This is a genomic window from Rhizobium rosettiformans W3, from assembly GCF_004912135.1.
In the GTDB taxonomy this organism is placed as follows: Bacteria; Pseudomonadota; Alphaproteobacteria; order Rhizobiales; family Rhizobiaceae; genus Allorhizobium; species Allorhizobium rosettiformans.
Genome location: NZ_STGU01000002.1, coordinates 510,770 through 528,402 on the forward strand (window position 1 = coordinate 510,770; position 17,633 = coordinate 528,402).

The window sequence follows — 17,633 nt, forward strand, 5'->3', positions numbered from 1 at the left end:
TTCCCTCAGCCGCGCCGTGCCGCCCATTCGGGGCGGAGGATGGACATCAGAAAGAAATCCGACCGGCTGCCATCCGGCATCAGCGCTGCCTCGCGCAGCACGCCCTCCTGAATGAAGCCGACCTTGCGATAGACGGTTTGCGCTCTCAAATTGCCGCTAACCACGTCGAGCCAGAGGCGATGGGCGTTGGTTTCGAGAAAGGCGAAATCGACGGCACCGGTGAGCAGCGGCGTGCCCATGCCCTTTTCCGGGCTGGCGACCGCGATGCGCTTGACGCAGGCATTGCCGTCGCGCCGGTTGAGATCCATCAGAATGACGAAGCCGAGCGGGGTGCCTTCGGAATCTTCACCGATCAGATAGGCGAAAGCCGGATTGGCCAGCTGCGCCAGATGTTCCTCGACGCCATAGCGGCCGATGAACTGGTCATAGCCCGGCTTGCGCTCGGTCTCCATGATGAAGGGGATATCGGCCTCCGTCGCACGGCGCAGGACAAGCGCCGGCACGGATCAGAACTCCACCGCTTCGACGCGCTTGTCGACGAAGCGCAGGCCGACGCCGCCGGAGATGAGCTTCAGCGCCAGATCGCCGAACAGCTCCTTGCGCCAACCCTGCAGCGCCGCCACTTCGGCCTTCTCGCCTTCGGCCGCGATCTTCTCCAGATCGTCACTGTTGGCGATCACCTTGGAGGCAACGCCGTGCTTCTCAGAGGTGAGCCGCAGCAGCACCTTCAGGAGCTCGACTGCGGACTGCGTACCCTCGGGCGCATGGGTGTGGCGCTGCAGATGCGGCATTTCCGACTTCGGCAGCGCGAGCGCGGCGTTCACCTGTTCGAGGATCGCCGCACCGGAGCTCGACCGTTCCCAGCCCTTGGGGATGGTGCGCAGACGACCAAGCGCTTCGGTGTCCTTCGGCTGCTGCTGGGCAATCTCGTAAATGGCGTCGTCTTTCAGCACACGCGAACGCGGCACGTTGCGCGAGCGTGCCTCGCGCTCCCGCCAGGCGGCGACATATTGCATGACGGCAAGTTCCGTCGGCTTGCGCAGCCGCATCTTCAGCCGCTGCCAGGCCTGTTCCGGCGGCAGGTCATAGGTTTCGCGGGATTCTAGGATGGCCATCTCTTCGGTCAGCCATTCCGCCCGGCCTTCGGCCTCCAGCTGGCCTTTCAGCTTGAGATAAACGTCGCGGAGATGGGTGACATCGGCCAGCGCATAATCGAGCTGCTTCTCCGACAGGGGACGGCGGCTCCAGTCGGTGAAGCGCGAGGTCTTGTCGATATGGACGTTCTTCACCTTCTGCACGAGCTGGTCATAGGAGACCGAGTCGCCGAAGCCGCAGACCATGGCCGCGACCTGCGTATCGAAGATCGGATGCGGGATCAGATCGCCGAGGTGGAAGATGATTTCGATGTCCTGGCGGGCCGCATGGAACACCTTGGTGACGGCCGGATTGGCCATCAGCTCGAAGAAGGGCTTCAGGTCCAGGCCCTTGGCCATGGGATCGACGATATACTCATGCTCCGGGCTCGCCATCTGGATGAGGCAGAGTTCCGGCCAGAAGGTCGTTTCGCGGAGAAATTCCGTGTCGATCGTGATGAAATCGGATTGGGCGAGGAGGCGGCAAGCCTCCTCAAGCGCGGCAGTGGTATCGATCATTTCGGCTCGGTCATGGAAACTACAGGATCAACCTTAGTTTCCCTTCTGGCCTTCCTTGTCAATATGAACGGCCCGGAAAGCCGGCAAGAGCGGGCTCCGTAGGCCCGATCTCCCCTTATTCGTCTGTCGGCGCGCCCTTGAGCACGGCGATATTCTGTTTGTGGACCGCCTCGTAGGGCGCGAAATAGGTTAGCGTTCCCGCGGCGAGCTCGGGCGCAATGAAGCTTTGGAGACTTTCCTCCGCAAGAGCCGGATCGTCGAGACGGGCAAGCAGTCGGTCGAGATAGTCGCGTGTCGCCGTCACCAGCGACGGTGGATAGCCGCCTGATGCGATGACCTGCTCGTCGCCGTGATTGGGCAGGATGCGGGCAAACTCGAGCCCCGCCAGCCGATCAAGCTCGGCGATGTGCCGTGCGGTGCGTTCAGGTTCGGAGATATAGGTGGCGGTGTCTTCCAGCGTGTCACCGGCGAGCAGAACGCCAAGATGGGGCAGCAGCAGAACGGTGCCATCGGCACTGTGGATGTCGAACTGCATCAGCTTCACCGTGATGGCGCCCACCTCCAGCACCGTCTCGCCCTCGAAGGTCTCGGTCGGCATGACGACCGGGTTGATCGGCGGATCCTTTTCGGCAAGCACCTTGCGCTTCTCGATCAGCGTGTTGCGCGTCAACTTGTTCGACAGGATGGGGCAGTCGATGAAGCCGGCATTGCCGGCGATATGATCGGTGTGCCAGTGGCTGAGCACGACCCGGATGCGGGTGACGCCGAGGCCGGCAAGATGGCTGCGGATCGCCCGGGCATGGTCGAAGGAGATATGCGTGTCGTAAACCAGCGCCTCCGGGCCGGAGACGATCGCATAGCTCGCAACACCGAGACTGTAGGCGCCATCGTCGAGCCAGTTCGGCCTAGCCGAGTGCAAGCGCTTTCCTTCGATCCGCCCGTCATAATAGGCAAAGACCCCTGGATAGGGCTCGTGGATGCGCATTGTCCCGGCAAGGCTCATGTCATGTCACTCGGAAATAGCCGGTCATCCCGGTCTTCTGGTGTTCTATGATGTGGCAATGGAAGACCCAGTCGCCCGGGTTGTCGGCCACCAGCGCAAGCTGGACCTTTTCATCCGGCAGCACAAGGTAGGTATCCGAGACGAGCGGTTGGACCTCTCGCTTGTTCGAAGAGATGGCCTTGAAGTTCATGCCATGCAGATGGATCGGATGCGCATGCGGCGTGACATTTTCCACGTTGAGCAGATAGGTCCGGCCGAGCTTCAAGTCCGCAATCGGCGCCGTCGGATCAGGCGTCGCCGGGATAGGGCACCTTGTTGATCGCCCAGAAGGAATAGCCAAGCGACCCGCAGATCGAATCGCGCGCTGCACTTTCGGCCGTGGCGCTGAGCAGCAGCGGGATTTCGGTTGCGTTGGATAGATCCGCGTCAACGCCGGCGTTTTCGGCGAGCGGGCCGAGATCACCGAGATTGCGTTGGAGCGATGACCCCACCGCCCTGAGCCGCGCCACCACCTTCGCCGTCGAGGGCCTCACATCCTCCAGCACCATCTCCGCACCTTCGCTGTCGGCGACGCGGACGGCAAGATCCAGTCGCTGCCCCGGCGAGATGACGGCCATGTCGAGCACCATGCGCTCCGGCACCGGATGCCCGTCGATCGCGATGATCTGCGCCTCGGCGCCTGCGAGCTTGAGATTATAGATCCGCGTCACGTCGGCCGCGAGAATACGGACACGCACGAGGCCACCGGCCGGAACGTCATAGCGCGGCTCCGTCTGCCAGTTAGCGGTGCGCAGCGTTCCGAAGGTGCCGGTCTTTGCCGCATCGCGTGGCTTGAACTGCTCGATGAACTGGCTGTCGCCGCCAAGCCGGAAATCCCTCAGATTCAGCACGACCTCGCCATCGAACACCGGATCACGGTCGTCTTCCACCACCAGCACGCCGGCAAGCCCGCGCCCCATCTGGGTCAGCGTGTTGCAATGCGGGTGGTACCAGAAGGTCCCGGCATCCGGCGGCGAGAAGGCATAATCGAAGCGGTCGCCGGTACAGACGTAAGGCTGGGTGACGAAGGGCACGCCGTCCTGATCGTTCGGCAGGCGGATGCCATGCCAGTGGATCGTCGTCGGCTCGTCCAGCCGGTTGGTGAGGCGCGCCTTGAAAGCCTCTCCGCGTCTGGCGCGCAGGATCGGCGGGGAGGGATCGCCAGACGTCTGGCCGTTGAGCGCATAGCGCATCACGCCGCGCGTTGCCTGTTTTCCATCAAGCACCACGTCGCCGGTGAGCGCCTCGATTTCCAGCGGGTCAGAGGCTGCAAGCGCCTGGCTGATCCGCGGCATCACGGCAAGACCCGCGCCATAGGCGCCGAGCACGGCGGCGGATTTGAGGAGGGTGCGTCTGGAGATTTGGGGCACGGTCGAAACTCTCGCTGATCCGCCCGTTTTTTAAAGTTGAGATGGCCGATCAGCAATAGCATCATCGGGCCATGCTGTCGCAGGCCTGACGATGATCATCTCAGCCGCCATCCTTCTCGTTGGGCGGTGTGGCGAGCTTGCTGAAGAAGGTCGAGGTGCGCAGCAGGCTGCGGAACCGCATGCGCCGCTTTTCGGTCGGCACCGCGTCGCGGGCCCGGATGCGGGCAAGCGTATAGGCGGCAAAGAAGGTGAGCACGACGATCACATAGGCAAACAGCGCATGCGGCCCGAAGGCATCCATCAGGAAGGACGCAAAGAGGGGCCCGACAACCGCGCCGATCGACCAGAAAAACAGCGTGCCGGCCGAGACCAGCGCATGTTGACCCGGTGCCGCATGGTCGTTGGCATGGGCCGAGCACAGCGAATAGAGCGGCAGGGCAAAGGCGCCGAAGACGAAGATGCCGATGAAATTGGCCAGTTCCCCGTCACCGGCCAGGAAGGCGAGGTAAAGCGCGGCGAGCAAGGCGCCGATCGTCGAGATGAGGATGATGACGCGGCGGTCCAGCTTGTCCGAGTAATGGCCGAGCGGATATTGCAGCACGATGCCGGCGAAGATGCCGATGCTCATGAAGGTGGCGATCGCGGTGACCGACATGCCGATGCCATCCGCATAGATCGGGCCGAGCGAGCGGAAGCTGGAATTGGTGAGCCCGATCACGATGCAGCCGACGGTCGCGAGCGGCGAAACGGACCACAGAACCTTGATGTCGAACTTCACGTCCTTCGGTGGCGCCGGGCTCGACTTGTCGGCAAAGGAGATCGGCACGAGCGACAGCGAAAGCGCCATGGCGATGATGGCGAAGAGATCGAAGCCGGAGACGCCGAAGAGCGGGATCATGTATTGCGCCGCCGTCACCGATCCGAGATCGACGAACCGATAGACGGAAAGCGTGCGCGCCCGGGTGGCATTGGTGACGCGGGCGTTGAGCCAACTCTCGACCACGGCGAAAAGCCCGGCAAAACAGATGCCCTGCACAAGGCGCATCAGGAACCAGGAGATCGGGTCGATCACCAGCACCATCATGATCGAGGCGGCGGAGGCGATGGCCGCGAGCGCCGAGAAGGTCCGGATATGCCCGATCGCCCGCATGATCTTTGTGACATAGACGCAGCCGATCACGAAGCCGATGAAATAGCCGGTGCCGACCATGCCGATGACGGAGGTACTGAAGCCTTCCTCGATGCCGCGCAGCGAAATGAACGTCCCCTGCAATCCGTTGCCGCCGATCAGGATGCCGGCGGTGATGAGCAGGGGAATGAGAGGGCGGATATCATGCATGATGGGCCTGCAGGCCACGGCGAGGGGTCGGTGAGTCGGTGCCGTGTCGGGTCAGAATTCCTAGACCTGTTTGGCCAATGGCGACAGGCCAAAATCGCGGGCCCTCGCCATCCGCCCGGATTTGCCCGTCAGAGGAAGGGCTGCCCCTGGACAGCCTGCACGAAGGTGGCGATCACGACGGCAATTGAGAGCACGGCGCCGAACGCGATGCCGGACCTGGCGAAGCGGGGTGCTACGCGGTCGAAGGCAAGGCCGAGGAGGGGCAGCGCCTGCATGATATGGGTGGCGAAGAAATGCGGCACGCGCAGATCGCCGCCCGTGCGCGACCAGCCGACGAGCGGCAAGCCGCCGAGATCCGTTCTGGCGCCGCCGACCCAGTGGCCGGGGCCGCCGATCTCGCCGCTGCCGAGGGCAAAGGCCGTGATGAGGGTCGCCACGCTGCCGAGCACGAGACCCCAGCCGGCACCGAGGCGCAGGCCGGCCGGCGCGTCCGGACTTGGACGCCGCAGGATATAGAGCCCGATCACCAGGCTTGAGAGAACAAGCAGAGCCGCGCCTGCACCCATCACACTATAGGCCGTCGCCTCGAAGGGTGTCGAGTCGTTGAAATGCGAGGCACGACCGCGCGCCGCCTGCAGCGTGATGTAGAGAATCTCGCCGCTCGCCGTGATGACGGCGACGAGGCTCGCCAGCCAGACGCCGCGCCCGGCCCGCATCCGCAGCTCGATGAGCGGCAGCAGCAGAAGCAGCGTGACCAGCATAAGGGGCAGCGAAGCCTGGAACTTCAGCGGCTTCACCCAGACGCTGATGTCGTTGAGCACGCGCTCGTCGATGAAGAGGGCGAGCAGGCTCGGAAGGGCGAGCGCCAGCTGCAAGCCGATGCCGACGATCAGCAGGCGGCGGGTCTTCGCTTCGGTGACGGCGAAGTCCCGCGCCGGTGCCAGTGAAACGCTGTCGTTGAAAAGCATGGTCATGGGTCAGACCTTTCGGGCGGTGAGTGACGCGTCCGTCGCGCGGGTGATGTAGAAAAGCAGGAGGCCAAGAGGGCCGAACATGAAGGTGGCGACGAGGATCGGGGCCTGCAGCAGCCGGTTCCAGCCGCGCTTGTCGGCCTCGACGGCGATCCAGGTGCCGATGAAGAGATCGAAGGCGAGGTAGTGCACCCAGCCCGCCACCAGCACCGGATCGCTCATGAAGAGCGCGCGCACCTCGGCAATCGATCCGAAGCCGCCGCCCTCGACGCGGAAGAAATAGACGAAGACCAGTACGGCATAGGTCAGCGACAGCGCCCCGATGAGGGCAAAGCGGATGAGGGCGATCAGCGCGCCCCACCGCGGCGCGAGGATCAGCAGCAGCCAGCCCGCCATGGCGGTGCCGCTGGCGAGTGAAAACACGGTGGCGGCGGACATCTCGATCTCCATCTTGACGGTGACAAGATCAGGATGAGGCAAAACTTGGCAATGTCAAGATTGATTTTGACGGCAGGTTTTCGAGCGGCTATGAAGGGGCATGGCAAGACAGAAATCCTATCACCACGGCGACCTTCGCCAGGCCCTGATCGAGAACGGTCTGGCCATGCTCGAGGAGCAGGGGCTGGAGGGCCTGACGCTGCGCAAGCTCGCCGCCCGCGTCGGCGTCTCCCATGCGGCCCCCGAACATCATTTCCCGACCATGCGACACCTGATGACCGCCTTTGCGGTGGAGGGTTTCGGTCTCTTCGCCGTCTCGATGCGCTCTGCGATGGCGCAAGCTGCGGACGACCCGGCAGAACAGCTGCGTGCCGCCGCCCGCGGCTATCTCGCCTTTGCGAGGTCCCGCCCGCATCTCTTCCGCCTGATGTTCACCGCCAACCGCCTCGACTGGGACGACCCGGCGCTGGGCCCCCCGGCAAACGCGGCTCATGCCGTGCTCGAGGAAATCTCGCTGCCGGTGGCGAAACGCCTGAACCGCGACACGCCGGAGGGCAGGGCGGCCGTCGAACAGCTCGTCTGGTCCCAGATCCACGGCCATGCCCATCTGATGATCGACGGCAAACTGCAGCAGGAGGGCGGAACTGGCGAAGAGCCTTTCGCGGCGCCGCTGGATCTCGCGAGTGTGTTGTTGCCGGGGTGAGGGGGCTGAGTGCAAATGGCTTTAGAGCGTGCTCATAATGATGTTAGCGGGATGAAGATCATGAGCCTCAATGGCTGGGGCGGGAAACTGCACGAGGACCTAGTCGCTTACGTCAAGACGGCATGTCCTGATGTCTTGTGCCTGCAGGAGGTCACGTACAGTCCAACTTCGACAAGCGAGTGGCTGGTCTATCGAGATGGAGACCACATCTTACCCCAGCGTGCGAATTTCTTCCGAGATATCGCAGATGCGCTTCCGGATCATGCGGCCATCTTTTGTCCGGCGGCTCAGGGGGCGCTTTGGGATGACCAGCGTCCCGTCCCCTCCCAGTGGGGTCTGGCAACCTTCGTCCACCGATCTCTTCCGATCGTCTCGCAAGCGCAAGGGTTCGTACACAAGACATTCTCGCCCGACAGTTTCGGAGACCACCCAAGATCTAGAAACGCCCATGTCGTCAGGGTTTATGACTTTGATCGGCGACGTTATCTCTGTGTGGCCCACATGCATGGCCTCCGAGATCCCGAGGGGAAGCACGACAGCCTAGAGCGGAGGCAGCAGGCCAGACGGTTGACCGAGCTTGTAAGTCGCGTTGTTGAGCCGGAAGATGGGTTGATCGTCTGTGGCGATTTCAACGTCGAGCCGGATAGTGAGACTTTCACGATCCTCGCCGACCTCGGCCTTTTCGAGCTCGTGACCACCAGGGGATTCCAAAGCACTCGCACATCCCATTACGTCAAGCCGGGCAGATTTGCAGATTACATGCTGATCAACAAGAAGTTGACGGTTCTCGACTTCTCGGTGGTCAGCGACCCGGAGGTGTCGGACCACTGCCCGCTGGTGTTGACGATCTGACGACGCCACCTTGATCCGGTCAAACGAATCCGGAGTGGAAGCCCTCATCGCCTCCAGCCTTGACAAATCAGCCACACCATGCGCTTTTCCGCCCGATTTTCTATCGGTCGCGCGCCTCCTCTGACAGCGCCTTTTCGACCGTCACATTCGGGATACCTGATCATGCATCGTTACCGCAGCCACACCTGTGCCGCTCTTCGCAAGTCCGACGTCGGATCGACCGTTCGTCTCTCGGGCTGGGTCCATCGCGTTCGTGACCATGGCGGCGTGCTGTTCATCGACCTGCGCGACCATTACGGCATCACCCAGGTCGTGGCCGATCCGGATAGCCCGGCCTTCAAGGCGGCCGAAACCGTGCGTGGCGAATGGGTCATCCGCATCGACGGCCTGGTCAAGGCCCGCACGGATGACACCGTCAACAAGAACATGCCGACCGGCGAGATCGAGCTTTACGCTCAGGAGATCGAAGTCCTTTCGGCCGCCAAGGAATTGCCGCTGCCGGTCTTCGGCGAGCCTGACTATCCGGAAGACGTGCGTCTGAAGTACCGCTTCCTCGATCTGCGCCGCGACACGCTGCACAAGAACATCGTCAAGCGCACGCAGATCATCTCCGCGATGCGCACCGGCATGGCCGCTGCCGGTTTTGCCGAATACACGACCCCGATCCTGACGGCCTCTTCGCCGGAAGGTGCGCGCGACTTCCTGGTGCCGAGCCGCATCCATGAAGGCAAGTTCTTCGCGCTGCCCCAGGCGCCGCAGCAGTACAAGCAGCTGTTGATGGTCGCCGGTTTCGACCGCTACTTCCAGATCGCGCCCTGCTTCCGTGATGAAGACCCGCGCGCTGACCGTCTGCCGGGCGAATTCTATCAGCTCGACGTCGAAATGAGCTTCGTCACCCAGGAAGACATCTGGCAGACGATGGAGCCGATGATGACCTCGGTCTTCGAGCAGTTCGCGGAAGGCAAGCCGGTCACCAAGGAATGGCCGCGCATCCCCTATGACGTCGCGATCCGCAAATATGGTTCCGATAAGCCCGACCTGCGCAACCCGATCGTCATGGAGGGCGTCACCGATCACTTCCGCGATTCAGGCTTCAAGGTCTTCGCCAACATGATCGCCTCGAACCCGAAGGTCGAAGTCTGGGCGATCCCCGCCAAGACCGGTGGCTCGCGCGCCTTCTGCGACCGCATGAACGCCTGGGCGCAATCGACCGGCCAGCCGGGCCTCGGCTATATCTTCTGGAAGGAAGAGGACGGCAAGATCGCCGGCTCCGGCCCGCTTGCCAAGAACATCGGCGAAGAGCGCACCGAAGCGATCCGAACCCAGCTCGGTCTCGAGCCGGGCGATGCCTGCTTCTTCGTCGCAGGCGACCCGGCCAAGTTCTACAAGTTTGCCGGTGAAGCCCGCACCCGCGCCGGCGAGGAGCTGAACCTCGTCGATCGCGACCGTTTCGAAATGTGCTGGATCGTCGACTTCCCGTTCTACGAATACAACGAGGACGAAAAGAAGATCGACTTCGCCCACAACCCCTTCTCGATGCCGCAGGGCGGCCTGGAGGCGCTGGAAACGCAGGATCCGCTGTCGCTCAAGGCCTATCAGTATGACGCGGTCTGCAACGGCTTCGAAATCGCCTCGGGCTCGATCCGTAACCAGTCGCCGGAACTGATGGTCAAGGCGTTCGAACTGGTCGGCCTGTCGAAGGATGACGTCGAAGAACGCTTCGGCGGCATGTACCGCGCCTTCCAGTACGGCGCGCCCCCGCATGGCGGCTGCGCCTTCGGCATCGACCGCGTGGTCATGCTCTTGGTCGGCGCCAAGAATCTGCGCGAGATCTCGCTCTTCCCGATGAACCAGCAGGCCCAGGACTTGCTGATGAACGCCCCGTCGCCGGCCACCCCGACGCAGCTGCGCGAACTGGCACTGCGCGTCGTGCCGCAGCCGAAGAAGGACTGATACCGGTCTCCAAGCGCGAGATTAAAATAGGCGCCGCTTCCCAGCGGCGCCTTTTTTCATGCCTTGTTTGCACTGTGCCTGAAAGTCACCCCCAAGGTTGGGGAGAGGGGCTTCATTTCGTCAAACTGTCATCCTCGGTTCAGGTCTTGTTAACGGCCGCGCGGCATCAACGATGCAAAGATGCAAACCCACCGGATGTGTTATGAAGTTTATCCTGCGTTTCGGCATTACACACTGCGTCTTCGTACTGGGGCTTTTGGCCCTTGTCGGCGTGACTGTGATGGCAATTCTTTCCTATGCACAGATCCAGGCAGACAAGGCTTTCAGGGCTGACGAAGCGCAGTACCAGGATTTTCGCCGCTCCGTCGATATCATCGATACCCAGATACAGCGCGCCGCAATCTCCGCGGAACGTTTTCTGGCGCAACCGTCTGCAGAGGCAGCAGCTCCGTTTCGACAAGCCATTTTGGAAGCGTCCGAGGCTCTTGGGTCCCTTGGGCAATCTCTTGCCGACAGGGGACTGTCTGGAAATGACGAGCTCAAAGATCGGATGAACTCTTACGCCGATGCGTTCGAGGTGCTCTTCGCGGCCACCGAGCAGCTTGGCTTTACCCCGGTTACGGGGATGAGAGGCGCAATGCAGTCAGCCGTCGACAAGGTCGAGAAGCTCACACTCGATGTCGAAAATGCCGAACTCAGAGCGAGCATGCTGACCCTGAGAAAGCACGAGAAGGATTTCATGCTCTGGCAGCAGGCAGCGACGCTCGACGCGTTTCAAAGCGAACTGCCAAACTTCAAGGCGCATCTGAAGAAGACCTATCCTCCGGGACCGCAGAGGATGAAGGTAACCGAGGCGCTCGATATGTATGTGATCGCTTTCCGCCTTTTCGCCGAGGGAAGCCTGAAGGTGGTGGAGGCGCGCCAGTCTCTGACGAGCGCCGGTGCCGATGTCGAGCAAGGATTGCAGTCGCTGGTCGCGTCGATAAATGACGCCCTCACCAAAGCACAGGTGGAGAGCGAAACGGTTCGGGCCGCAAACCAGGAGGTTGCCATCATCACCGTGGCAGGTGTGGCCACATTGATCCTGTTCACAGTCTGGCTGGTTGGGCGCTCGATCAGCCGCCCGGTAAAGTCGATCACGGATGCCATGCGGAAACTCGCAGAGGGCGACACCGCCTATTCGGTCGCCTATCTCGACCAGCCAAACGAGATCGGTGCCATGGTGCGTGCCATCGAGGTGTTTCGTCGTTCGGCAATCGAGCGCTTGCAACTGGAGCGGGAGGCTGAGCAGGCGCGTACAGAAGCGGCGGCCGAGCGCATCCGCTTGCAAGAGGAAGCGGAGATCCACGCCAGAGAGCGCCTCGAACAAGCCACTGCCGGACTGGCTGAAGGGCTGCGCCGCCTGGCCGCTGGCGATCTGACAGTTCAGCTTGACGAGGTGTTCTCCGCCGAGTTCGAGGGCTTGAGGTCCGACCTTAATCGCACCGTTGCAGGTCTGCGGGAATTGATGGGCGGGATTGATTCCGTCAGCCAGGCTATCGATACCGGCAGCCGGGCGATCAATGTGGAGGCGATGCAGCTCGCAGAGCGCAGCATGAGGCAGGCGGCCACCCTCGAAGAGACTTCCGCGGCGCTCGACCAGATTGCTCAGAACGTCCAGCAATCTGCCCGACTGAGCAATGATGCACGAGACGCGGTGCGAACAGTCAGCGCAAGCATGGACAAAACGGGCAGTCTGGTGATCGACGCAGTCGAAGCGATGGCCCGGATCGAAGAATCATCCCGGAGCATTGGTAGCATCATCGGGGTGATCGATGAGATTGCGTTCCAGACCAACCTGCTGGCATTGAATGCCGGCGTTGAGGCTGCCCGAGCGGGAGAAGCAGGCAAGGGGTTTGCGGTCGTGGCGCATGAAGTTCGCGAATTGGCGCAGCGCTCGGCCAACGCGGCGAAGGAGATCAAAAGCCTCGTTGACCGATCCGGCAAGGAAGTTGCTGGTGGAGCGCATTTTGTGCGCGAAACCGGCTCGGCTCTGGTCGAGATTGAGCGGGAGGTTCAAGCGATCCAGCAGTACATGGAAAGCATCGCGTCGTCCGCAAGTGACCAGAGTGCCGGGATCAGCAACGTGAATCATGCCGTCGCAGGCATGGATCAGACGACCCAGCAGAACTCTGCTCTTGTGGAGCGCAACCAGATGGCTGTTGCCGGTCTTGAAGATCAGGCATCCCGCTTGCGTGCTCTCCTCGGCAGATTCCGGTTGTCCACTTCTAGAGAGGCTGTCCGGCCCCACCTTGGGACTGAAGAGCACCGCGCTGCTTGAATTTCGGCTTTTTGCAAAGAGCAAGACCGCCTAAAGAGCGGTCTTGCTCATTTAGGCTTAGTCGTTCGCCGTCACCTTCAGGCCGATCAGGCCCGGAATGGTTTCCGGTGCCCCCATGGCAGCGCCCATGATCATCGGGAAGGCGACCGGATTGGCCGGTGCCGCGGCGATCGTCAGCGCCTTCGGGTCGTCGATATAGGTGTTCACGGCGGCCGAGATCTCGTTCTGGATCGCGCCGAGCTTGGCCTGGGCGAGCAGGATCGGCACCATGCCCTTGACCATCTGTGCCATCTGGGCGCCATCAGCACCATTGCTCTTGCCGGCAAAGTCGAGGCCGCGCTTGGTGATGCCGGCATCTTCGAAGCGGATCTGCGCGTCCACCAGCGACAGCTGCTGCACGAGGCCGAGCATGGCAAGGCCGGCGGCCTGCTGGGCCTGCTCGTTCTGCGGCTGTGCCTGCATCATGCGGGCCTGTTCCTGCATCTGCTTGACCAGGTCGAGCGTGTAGCCGGACATCGAGAAGGCGAGCGAGAGCTTGCCGACATTGGCGAAATCGATCGAATAGTCTTCGATGTCGATCGTGCCGCTTTCGACTTCCCAGCTGCCGGACATGTTCATGTTGCCGTCGAGCGTGGTGAGGCCGAGTGCTTCGATCTGTTCCTTGGCCTTCGGATCCTCGACGGTGCTGAGATCCGCCTTCACGCCGGTGACGGAGCCCTCGAAGGTGATGGTAGTCTCGTCTTCGGAGAGGCCCATGGTGCCGACGGCTTCCGCCATCGAGAAGACCGGCTTGCCGTCAACGGTGACTTCCACCGGACCGCTATGGGCTTCTTCGTAGAACATCAGCGAATCGATGCCCTCGGCATTCGCATCGCCCGGCACATAGACGCCCGAGAGATAGAGATCCTCGACCTTGAAGTTCGACTTGTCCTCGGTGACGTTGACCTCGGGGAAGTCGACGCGTTCGATGTAATAGGCGCCGCCTTCTTCCTCGGTCACGCCTTCCAGCGTCAGTTCTTCGAGCGCGAGCGGCTTTTCGGCTGCATCGCCGTCCACGCCGAGCTTCAGGCCCCTGAAGATGACGTTGGAGCCATCCACTTCGACATTGTCGGCCGTGATGCTGGTGCCACCCGTTGCGAAAGCCGCATTGATCTTCTTCAACAAATCCTGTCCGTCCAGCGCGAGCGCCGGGCCGGAGAACGCGCAAAGCGCCGCGCCCGCGAGCAGAATTCGGGTGGAACGGTACAAGGTCATGATGAGGTCCTCTGTTGCTGTTGGCCGCCTGCAGCGTGCCCAAAAGGTCGGCAATATTTATAAGTGGGATTGGAAAAACGTCCACCGGTTTTCGCCATAGACTGGTGCAGCGCGAATGTGGCGTGATGACGGTCACAGGCTCTTAATCCACAGGCAGAACGCCCGGATTCCTTGCCGTTCCGGACCATCTCCGCTAGGCAGGGTCCCATGGGGACAAATCAGCTTCCGCCCGAAGAGGGTGGCGATAACATTCTTCCGGTCGACCTGAAGGCGGCGCTCGAAGAGCGCTACCTCGCCTATGCCTTGTCGACGATCATGCACCGCGCATTGCCGGACGTCCGCGACGGGCTGAAGCCGGTGCATCGCCGCATCATCCATGCGATGAGCGAAATGGGCATCCGGCCGAACTCGGCCTTCAAGAAATGCGCCCGTATCGTCGGTGACGTCATCGGTAAGTTCCACCCGCATGGCGACCAGTCGGTCTATGATGCGCTGGTGCGCCTCGCGCAGGACTTCTCGCAGCGTTACCCGGTCGTGGACGGACAGGGGAACTTCGGCAATATCGACGGCGACAGCGCGGCCGCCTATCGTTACACCGAAGCCCGCATGACCGATGTCGCAGCACTTCTGCTCGAAGGCATCGACCAGGACGCGGTCGATTTCCGCCCGACCTATAACGAAGAAGACGACGAGCCGACGGTTCTTCCCGGCGCCTTCCCGAACCTGCTCGCCAACGGCGCCTCGGGCATCGCGGTCGGCATGGCGACCTCCATCCCGCCGCACAATGCCCACGAGCTCTGCGACGCGGCCCTCTATCTGATCAAGAACCCCGGCGCGCCCGTCGAGGAACTGCTGGCAGATCCCGCCCATCCGGAACGCGGCGGCATTGAGGGACCGGACTTCCCGACCGGCGGCGTGATCGTCGAAAGCCGCGCCTCGATGCTCGAGACCTACCGCACCGGTCGCGGCGGTTTCCGTGTGCGTGCCAAGTGGGAGACCGAGGATCTCGGCCGCGGCGGATATCAGATCATCGTCACCCAGATCCCGTTCCAGGTGCAGAAGTCGCGCCTGATCGAGAAGATCGCCGAACTCCTGGTCGCGCGTCGCCTGCCATTGCTCGAAGATATCAGGGACGAAAGCGCCGAAGACGTGCGCATCGTGCTGGTACCGAAGAGCCGCACGGTCGACGCGACCCTGCTGATGGAATCGCTCTTCAAGCTCACCGAGCTCGAAAGCCGTGTTCCGCTGAACATGAACGTGCTCTCGCAGGGCAAGGTGCCGAAGGTCATGGCCCTCAACGAGGTGCTGACCGAGTGGCTGGAGCACCGCAAGGACGTGCTCGTCCGTCGTTCGAAGTTCAGGCTCGCCGCGATCGACCGGCGCCTCGAAATCCTCGGCGGCCTGCTGATCGCCTATCTCAACCTCGACGAGGTGATCCGCATCATCCGCGAGGAGGACGAGCCGAAGCCGGTGATGATCGCCAAATGGGATCTGACCGACATACAGGCGGAAGCCATTCTCAACATGCGCCTGCGCAATCTGCGCAAGCTCGAGGAATTCGAGATCCGCAAGGAGCATGAGGAACTGTCCGCCGAGAAGGCCGAGATCGAATCCCTGCTCGCCTCGCCGGAAAAGCAGTGGCAGACAGTCGCCTGGGAAATCGGGGAGGTGAAGAAGAAATACGCCAAGGCGACCGAACTCGGCCGCCGCCGCACCGTCTTCGCCGATGCCCCGGACGCCGATGTCGAGGCAATCCAGCAGGCGATGATCGAGAAGGAACCGATCACCGTCGTCATCTCCGAAAAGGGCTGGATCCGCGCGCTGAAGGGGCATATCTCCGACACCTCGTCACTGACCTTCAAGGAAGGCGATGCGCTGAAGGTCGCTTTCCCGGCCCAGACCACCGACAAGATCCTGCTCGTGACGACGGGTGGCAAGGTCTACACGCTCGGCGGCGACAAGCTCCCCGGTGGCCGTGGCCATGGCGAACCGCTGCGCATCATGGTCGACATGGAAAATGACCAGGACGTGCTGACGGCCTTCGTCCACGATGCCAGCCGCAAGCTGATCTTCGTCTCGACCGCCGGCAATGGCTTCATCGTGCCGGAGGGCGAGGTTGTCGCCAACACCCGCAAGGGCAAGCAGGTGATGAATGTCGGCATGCCGGACGAAGCCAAGCTCGTCGTGCCCGTGAGCGGCGACCATGTCGCTGTGGTCGGCGAGAACCGCAAGCTGCTCGTCTTCCCGCTCGCGCAGATCCCGGAAATGACCCGCGGCAAGGGCGTGCGCCTGCAGCGCTACAAGGATGGCGGCATCTCAGACGTGAAGTTCTTCACGCTGGCAGAGGGCCTGACCTGGGCCGATAGCGCCGGCCGCACCTTCACCAAGACCAAGGAAGAACTGGTCGAATGGCAGGGCGACCGCGCATCGGCGGGCCGCCTGGTGCCGAAGGGCTTCCCCCGCAGCGGCAAGTTCTCGGGCTGATCCCGAGAGATCTCCAAAGAACGAAACCGGTCGCATCGCGGCCGGCTTTTTTTCTCGTCAGCCGCGCTCCCAGATCGACCAGACGCCCATCAAGGTGGCTGCATTGCCGAGGATGAAGTGCGAAACAATCGGCCCGGCGAGGTTGCGATACTTCAGGTGCAGCCAGCCCCAGACGATGCCGGAGACGAGCGCGACGACCGCAAGCGACTGGGAATAGTGGAGGTGCAGGGTGGAGAAGATCAGTGACGTGATCACGATCGCCGACATCGGGCGCGTCTTGCCCGGCATCAGATCGGCGATCGCCGTCAGGAGCACGCCACGACAGATCCATTCCTGCAGGGGCGCGACGAGGATGTAGGTGTAGACCGTGATCGTCACCAGCTTCGGATCGATGATCGGCGTGCCAACAAGTTCCGGATAGAGGATCGTGCGGAAATAGGCCATCGCGGCGAGCGCGACGACGCTGATGCCGAGCCCCATACCGATCGACTGCCAGAGGTTTCCCATCCGGATACCCATGTCCTGCCGGGTGAGGCCGCAGCGCACGGTCAATCCCCAGATGACGAATGCGCCCCAGATCTCCATGACCCGCGACGTCCAGAACATCACCTGCTCTTGGTGCGAGACTTTCAGATGCGTCAGGATGATGCTGTTCACCAGGGCATAGATGTTGATCATCAGCACCATGGTGACGAAGAGGAAGGCGAGCGCGTGATAGCGGCGATCGGCGTCTTCAAGTGCGACGAACTGCTGGCGGAGCTTGCCGTAGCTGGCAGACAGTTGCGCATAGATCTTGCGGAAGAAGAGGGTGGCAAGCTCCGGGCGGTCGCTCAGGAATTCGCGATAGTCCAACCGGTCGATCTTCCAGCCGCGAACCGGTGTGAGGGCCCGTGCGGAGGCGCTGCGCGGATCGCCGCTGATCATGCCGAGTTCGCCGATCAGAGTGCCTTCACCGGAAACGGCAAGCACGGTGCCGCTGCCTTCGTCATAGACCTCGACCTCGCCACTTGCGATGAGGATGGCAAAGTCGCTCTCATCGCCCTTGTGGAATATGACCTCGCCTTCCGCATAATGGACGGCCTCGACATGGCTGCGAAAGGCATCGAGGTAGTCATCGCTGACGCGGATGCTGGTGTGCTTGAGAAGTGTTCTGGAAAAATCCTGGCCTTGAGCCAGGTCCACCGCCTCGACAGTGCTCATATGCGGATCCGCCCTTGATGATTTGGCCGGATACTACTGTTTTCGCTGCAAAATC

Annotated in this window: 13 protein-coding genes and 1 pseudogene; 5 read left to right on the forward strand and 9 right to left on the reverse strand. The window is 62.2% G+C overall.

All coding sequences use genetic code 11. The features are described 5' to 3' along the window. Positions 1–5: 5 nt before the first annotated feature. The 7 genes and pseudogenes from FAA86_RS05840 to FAA86_RS05870 all read right to left on the reverse strand — a co-directional run bounded on the left by FAA86_RS05840 (position 6) and on the right by FAA86_RS05870 (position 6,812). Positions 6–503 (reverse strand): GNAT family N-acetyltransferase, encoded by a 498-nt coding sequence (locus FAA86_RS05840; RefSeq protein WP_136538882.1) that lies wholly within the window; start codon positions 501–503, stop codon positions 6–8. A gap of 3 nt (positions 504–506) precedes the next feature. After that, complete coding sequence (gene rnd / locus FAA86_RS05845; protein WP_136538884.1) at positions 507–1,652, reverse strand: ribonuclease D; 1,146 nt, start codon at positions 1,650–1,652, stop codon at positions 507–509. Between the two features lie 115 nt (positions 1,653–1,767). Further along, on the reverse strand, positions 1,768–2,655 hold the full coding sequence (locus tag FAA86_RS05850) for an MBL fold metallo-hydrolase (RefSeq protein WP_136538886.1): 888 nt from the start codon (positions 2,653–2,655) through the stop codon (positions 1,768–1,770). Between the two features lies 1 nt (position 2,656). Then, a pseudogene (locus FAA86_RS05855) lies at positions 2,657–4,064 on the reverse strand (multicopper oxidase family protein). A gap of 100 nt (positions 4,065–4,164) precedes the next feature. Beyond that, complete coding sequence (locus tag FAA86_RS05860; RefSeq protein ID WP_136538888.1) at positions 4,165–5,403, reverse strand: MFS transporter; 1,239 nt, start codon at positions 5,401–5,403, stop codon at positions 4,165–4,167. A gap of 128 nt (positions 5,404–5,531) precedes the next feature. Further along, positions 5,532–6,377, reverse strand: a complete 846-nt coding sequence (locus tag FAA86_RS05865; protein ID WP_136538890.1) for a hypothetical protein — start codon at positions 6,375–6,377, stop codon at positions 5,532–5,534. Between the two features lie 3 nt (positions 6,378–6,380). Beyond that, the gene (locus FAA86_RS05870) at positions 6,381–6,812 is read right to left on the reverse strand and encodes an ABA4-like family protein (protein WP_136538892.1); all 432 of its coding nucleotides are present in this window, start codon (positions 6,810–6,812) and stop codon (positions 6,381–6,383) included. 100 nt (positions 6,813–6,912) lie between these two features. Between FAA86_RS05870 and FAA86_RS05875 the strand changes: the two genes are divergently transcribed. The 4 genes from FAA86_RS05875 to FAA86_RS05890 all read left to right on the forward strand — a co-directional run bounded on the left by FAA86_RS05875 (position 6,913) and on the right by FAA86_RS05890 (position 12,640). Then, positions 6,913–7,515: a TetR/AcrR family transcriptional regulator gene (locus FAA86_RS05875; RefSeq protein ID WP_136538894.1), complete on the forward strand. Its 603-nt coding sequence runs from the start codon at positions 6,913–6,915 to the stop codon at positions 7,513–7,515. Between the two features lie 51 nt (positions 7,516–7,566). Next, a complete protein-coding gene (locus tag FAA86_RS05880) occupies positions 7,567–8,367 on the forward strand; it encodes an endonuclease/exonuclease/phosphatase family protein (RefSeq protein WP_136538896.1) in 801 nt (266 codons plus the stop codon). Between the two features lie 162 nt (positions 8,368–8,529). Then, on the forward strand, positions 8,530–10,320 hold the full coding sequence (gene aspS, locus FAA86_RS05885) for an aspartate--tRNA ligase (protein ID WP_136538898.1): 1,791 nt from the start codon (positions 8,530–8,532) through the stop codon (positions 10,318–10,320). A gap of 202 nt (positions 10,321–10,522) precedes the next feature. Beyond that, a complete protein-coding gene (locus FAA86_RS05890; RefSeq protein ID WP_167494903.1) occupies positions 10,523–12,640 on the forward strand; it encodes a methyl-accepting chemotaxis protein in 2,118 nt (705 codons plus the stop codon). Between the two features lie 57 nt (positions 12,641–12,697). Here FAA86_RS05890 and FAA86_RS05895 read toward each other — a convergent pair whose 3' ends face one another. After that, entirely contained in the window at positions 12,698–13,894 is a 1,197-nt protein-coding gene (locus tag FAA86_RS05895) for a hypothetical protein (RefSeq protein ID WP_136538902.1), read from the reverse strand. A 207-nt stretch (positions 13,895–14,101) separates the two neighbouring features. Here FAA86_RS05895 and parC point away from each other — a divergent pair, with 207 nt between their 5' ends. After that, on the forward strand, positions 14,102–16,378 hold the full coding sequence (parC, locus tag FAA86_RS05900; protein WP_136538904.1) for a DNA topoisomerase IV subunit A: 2,277 nt from the start codon (positions 14,102–14,104) through the stop codon (positions 16,376–16,378). A gap of 57 nt (positions 16,379–16,435) precedes the next feature. Here the strand turns inward: parC and FAA86_RS05905 are convergent, their stop codons facing one another. Beyond that, complete coding sequence (locus tag FAA86_RS05905) at positions 16,436–17,578, reverse strand: cyclic nucleotide-binding domain-containing protein (RefSeq protein WP_136538906.1); 1,143 nt, start codon at positions 17,576–17,578, stop codon at positions 16,436–16,438. Positions 17,579–17,633 lie beyond the last annotated feature (55 nt).

Coding starts and splice junctions, on each gene's coding strand:
- rnd (WP_136538884.1), bottom strand. CDS start 1,652: ATGATCGATACCACTGCCGCGCTTGAGGAGGCTTGCCGCCTCCTCGCC.
- FAA86_RS05850 (WP_136538886.1), bottom strand. CDS start 2,655: ATGAGCCTTGCCGGGACAATGCGCATCCACGAGCCCTATCCAGGGGTC.
- FAA86_RS05860 (WP_136538888.1), bottom strand. CDS start 5,403: ATGCATGATATCCGCCCTCTCATTCCCCTGCTCATCACCGCCGGCATC.
- FAA86_RS05865 (WP_136538890.1), bottom strand. CDS start 6,377: ATGACCATGCTTTTCAACGACAGCGTTTCACTGGCACCGGCGCGGGAC.
- FAA86_RS05870 (WP_136538892.1), bottom strand. CDS start 6,812: ATGTCCGCCGCCACCGTGTTTTCACTCGCCAGCGGCACCGCCATGGCG.
- FAA86_RS05875 (WP_136538894.1), top strand. CDS start 6,913: ATGGCAAGACAGAAATCCTATCACCACGGCGACCTTCGCCAGGCCCTG.
- FAA86_RS05880 (WP_136538896.1), top strand. CDS start 7,567: ATGAAGATCATGAGCCTCAATGGCTGGGGCGGGAAACTGCACGAGGAC.
- aspS (WP_136538898.1), top strand. CDS start 8,530: ATGCATCGTTACCGCAGCCACACCTGTGCCGCTCTTCGCAAGTCCGAC.
- FAA86_RS05890 (WP_167494903.1), top strand. CDS start 10,523: ATGAAGTTTATCCTGCGTTTCGGCATTACACACTGCGTCTTCGTACTG.
- FAA86_RS05895 (WP_136538902.1), bottom strand. CDS start 13,894: ATGACCTTGTACCGTTCCACCCGAATTCTGCTCGCGGGCGCGGCGCTT.
- parC (WP_136538904.1), top strand. CDS start 14,102: ATGGGGACAAATCAGCTTCCGCCCGAAGAGGGTGGCGATAACATTCTT.
- FAA86_RS05905 (WP_136538906.1), bottom strand. CDS start 17,578: ATGAGCACTGTCGAGGCGGTGGACCTGGCTCAAGGCCAGGATTTTTCC.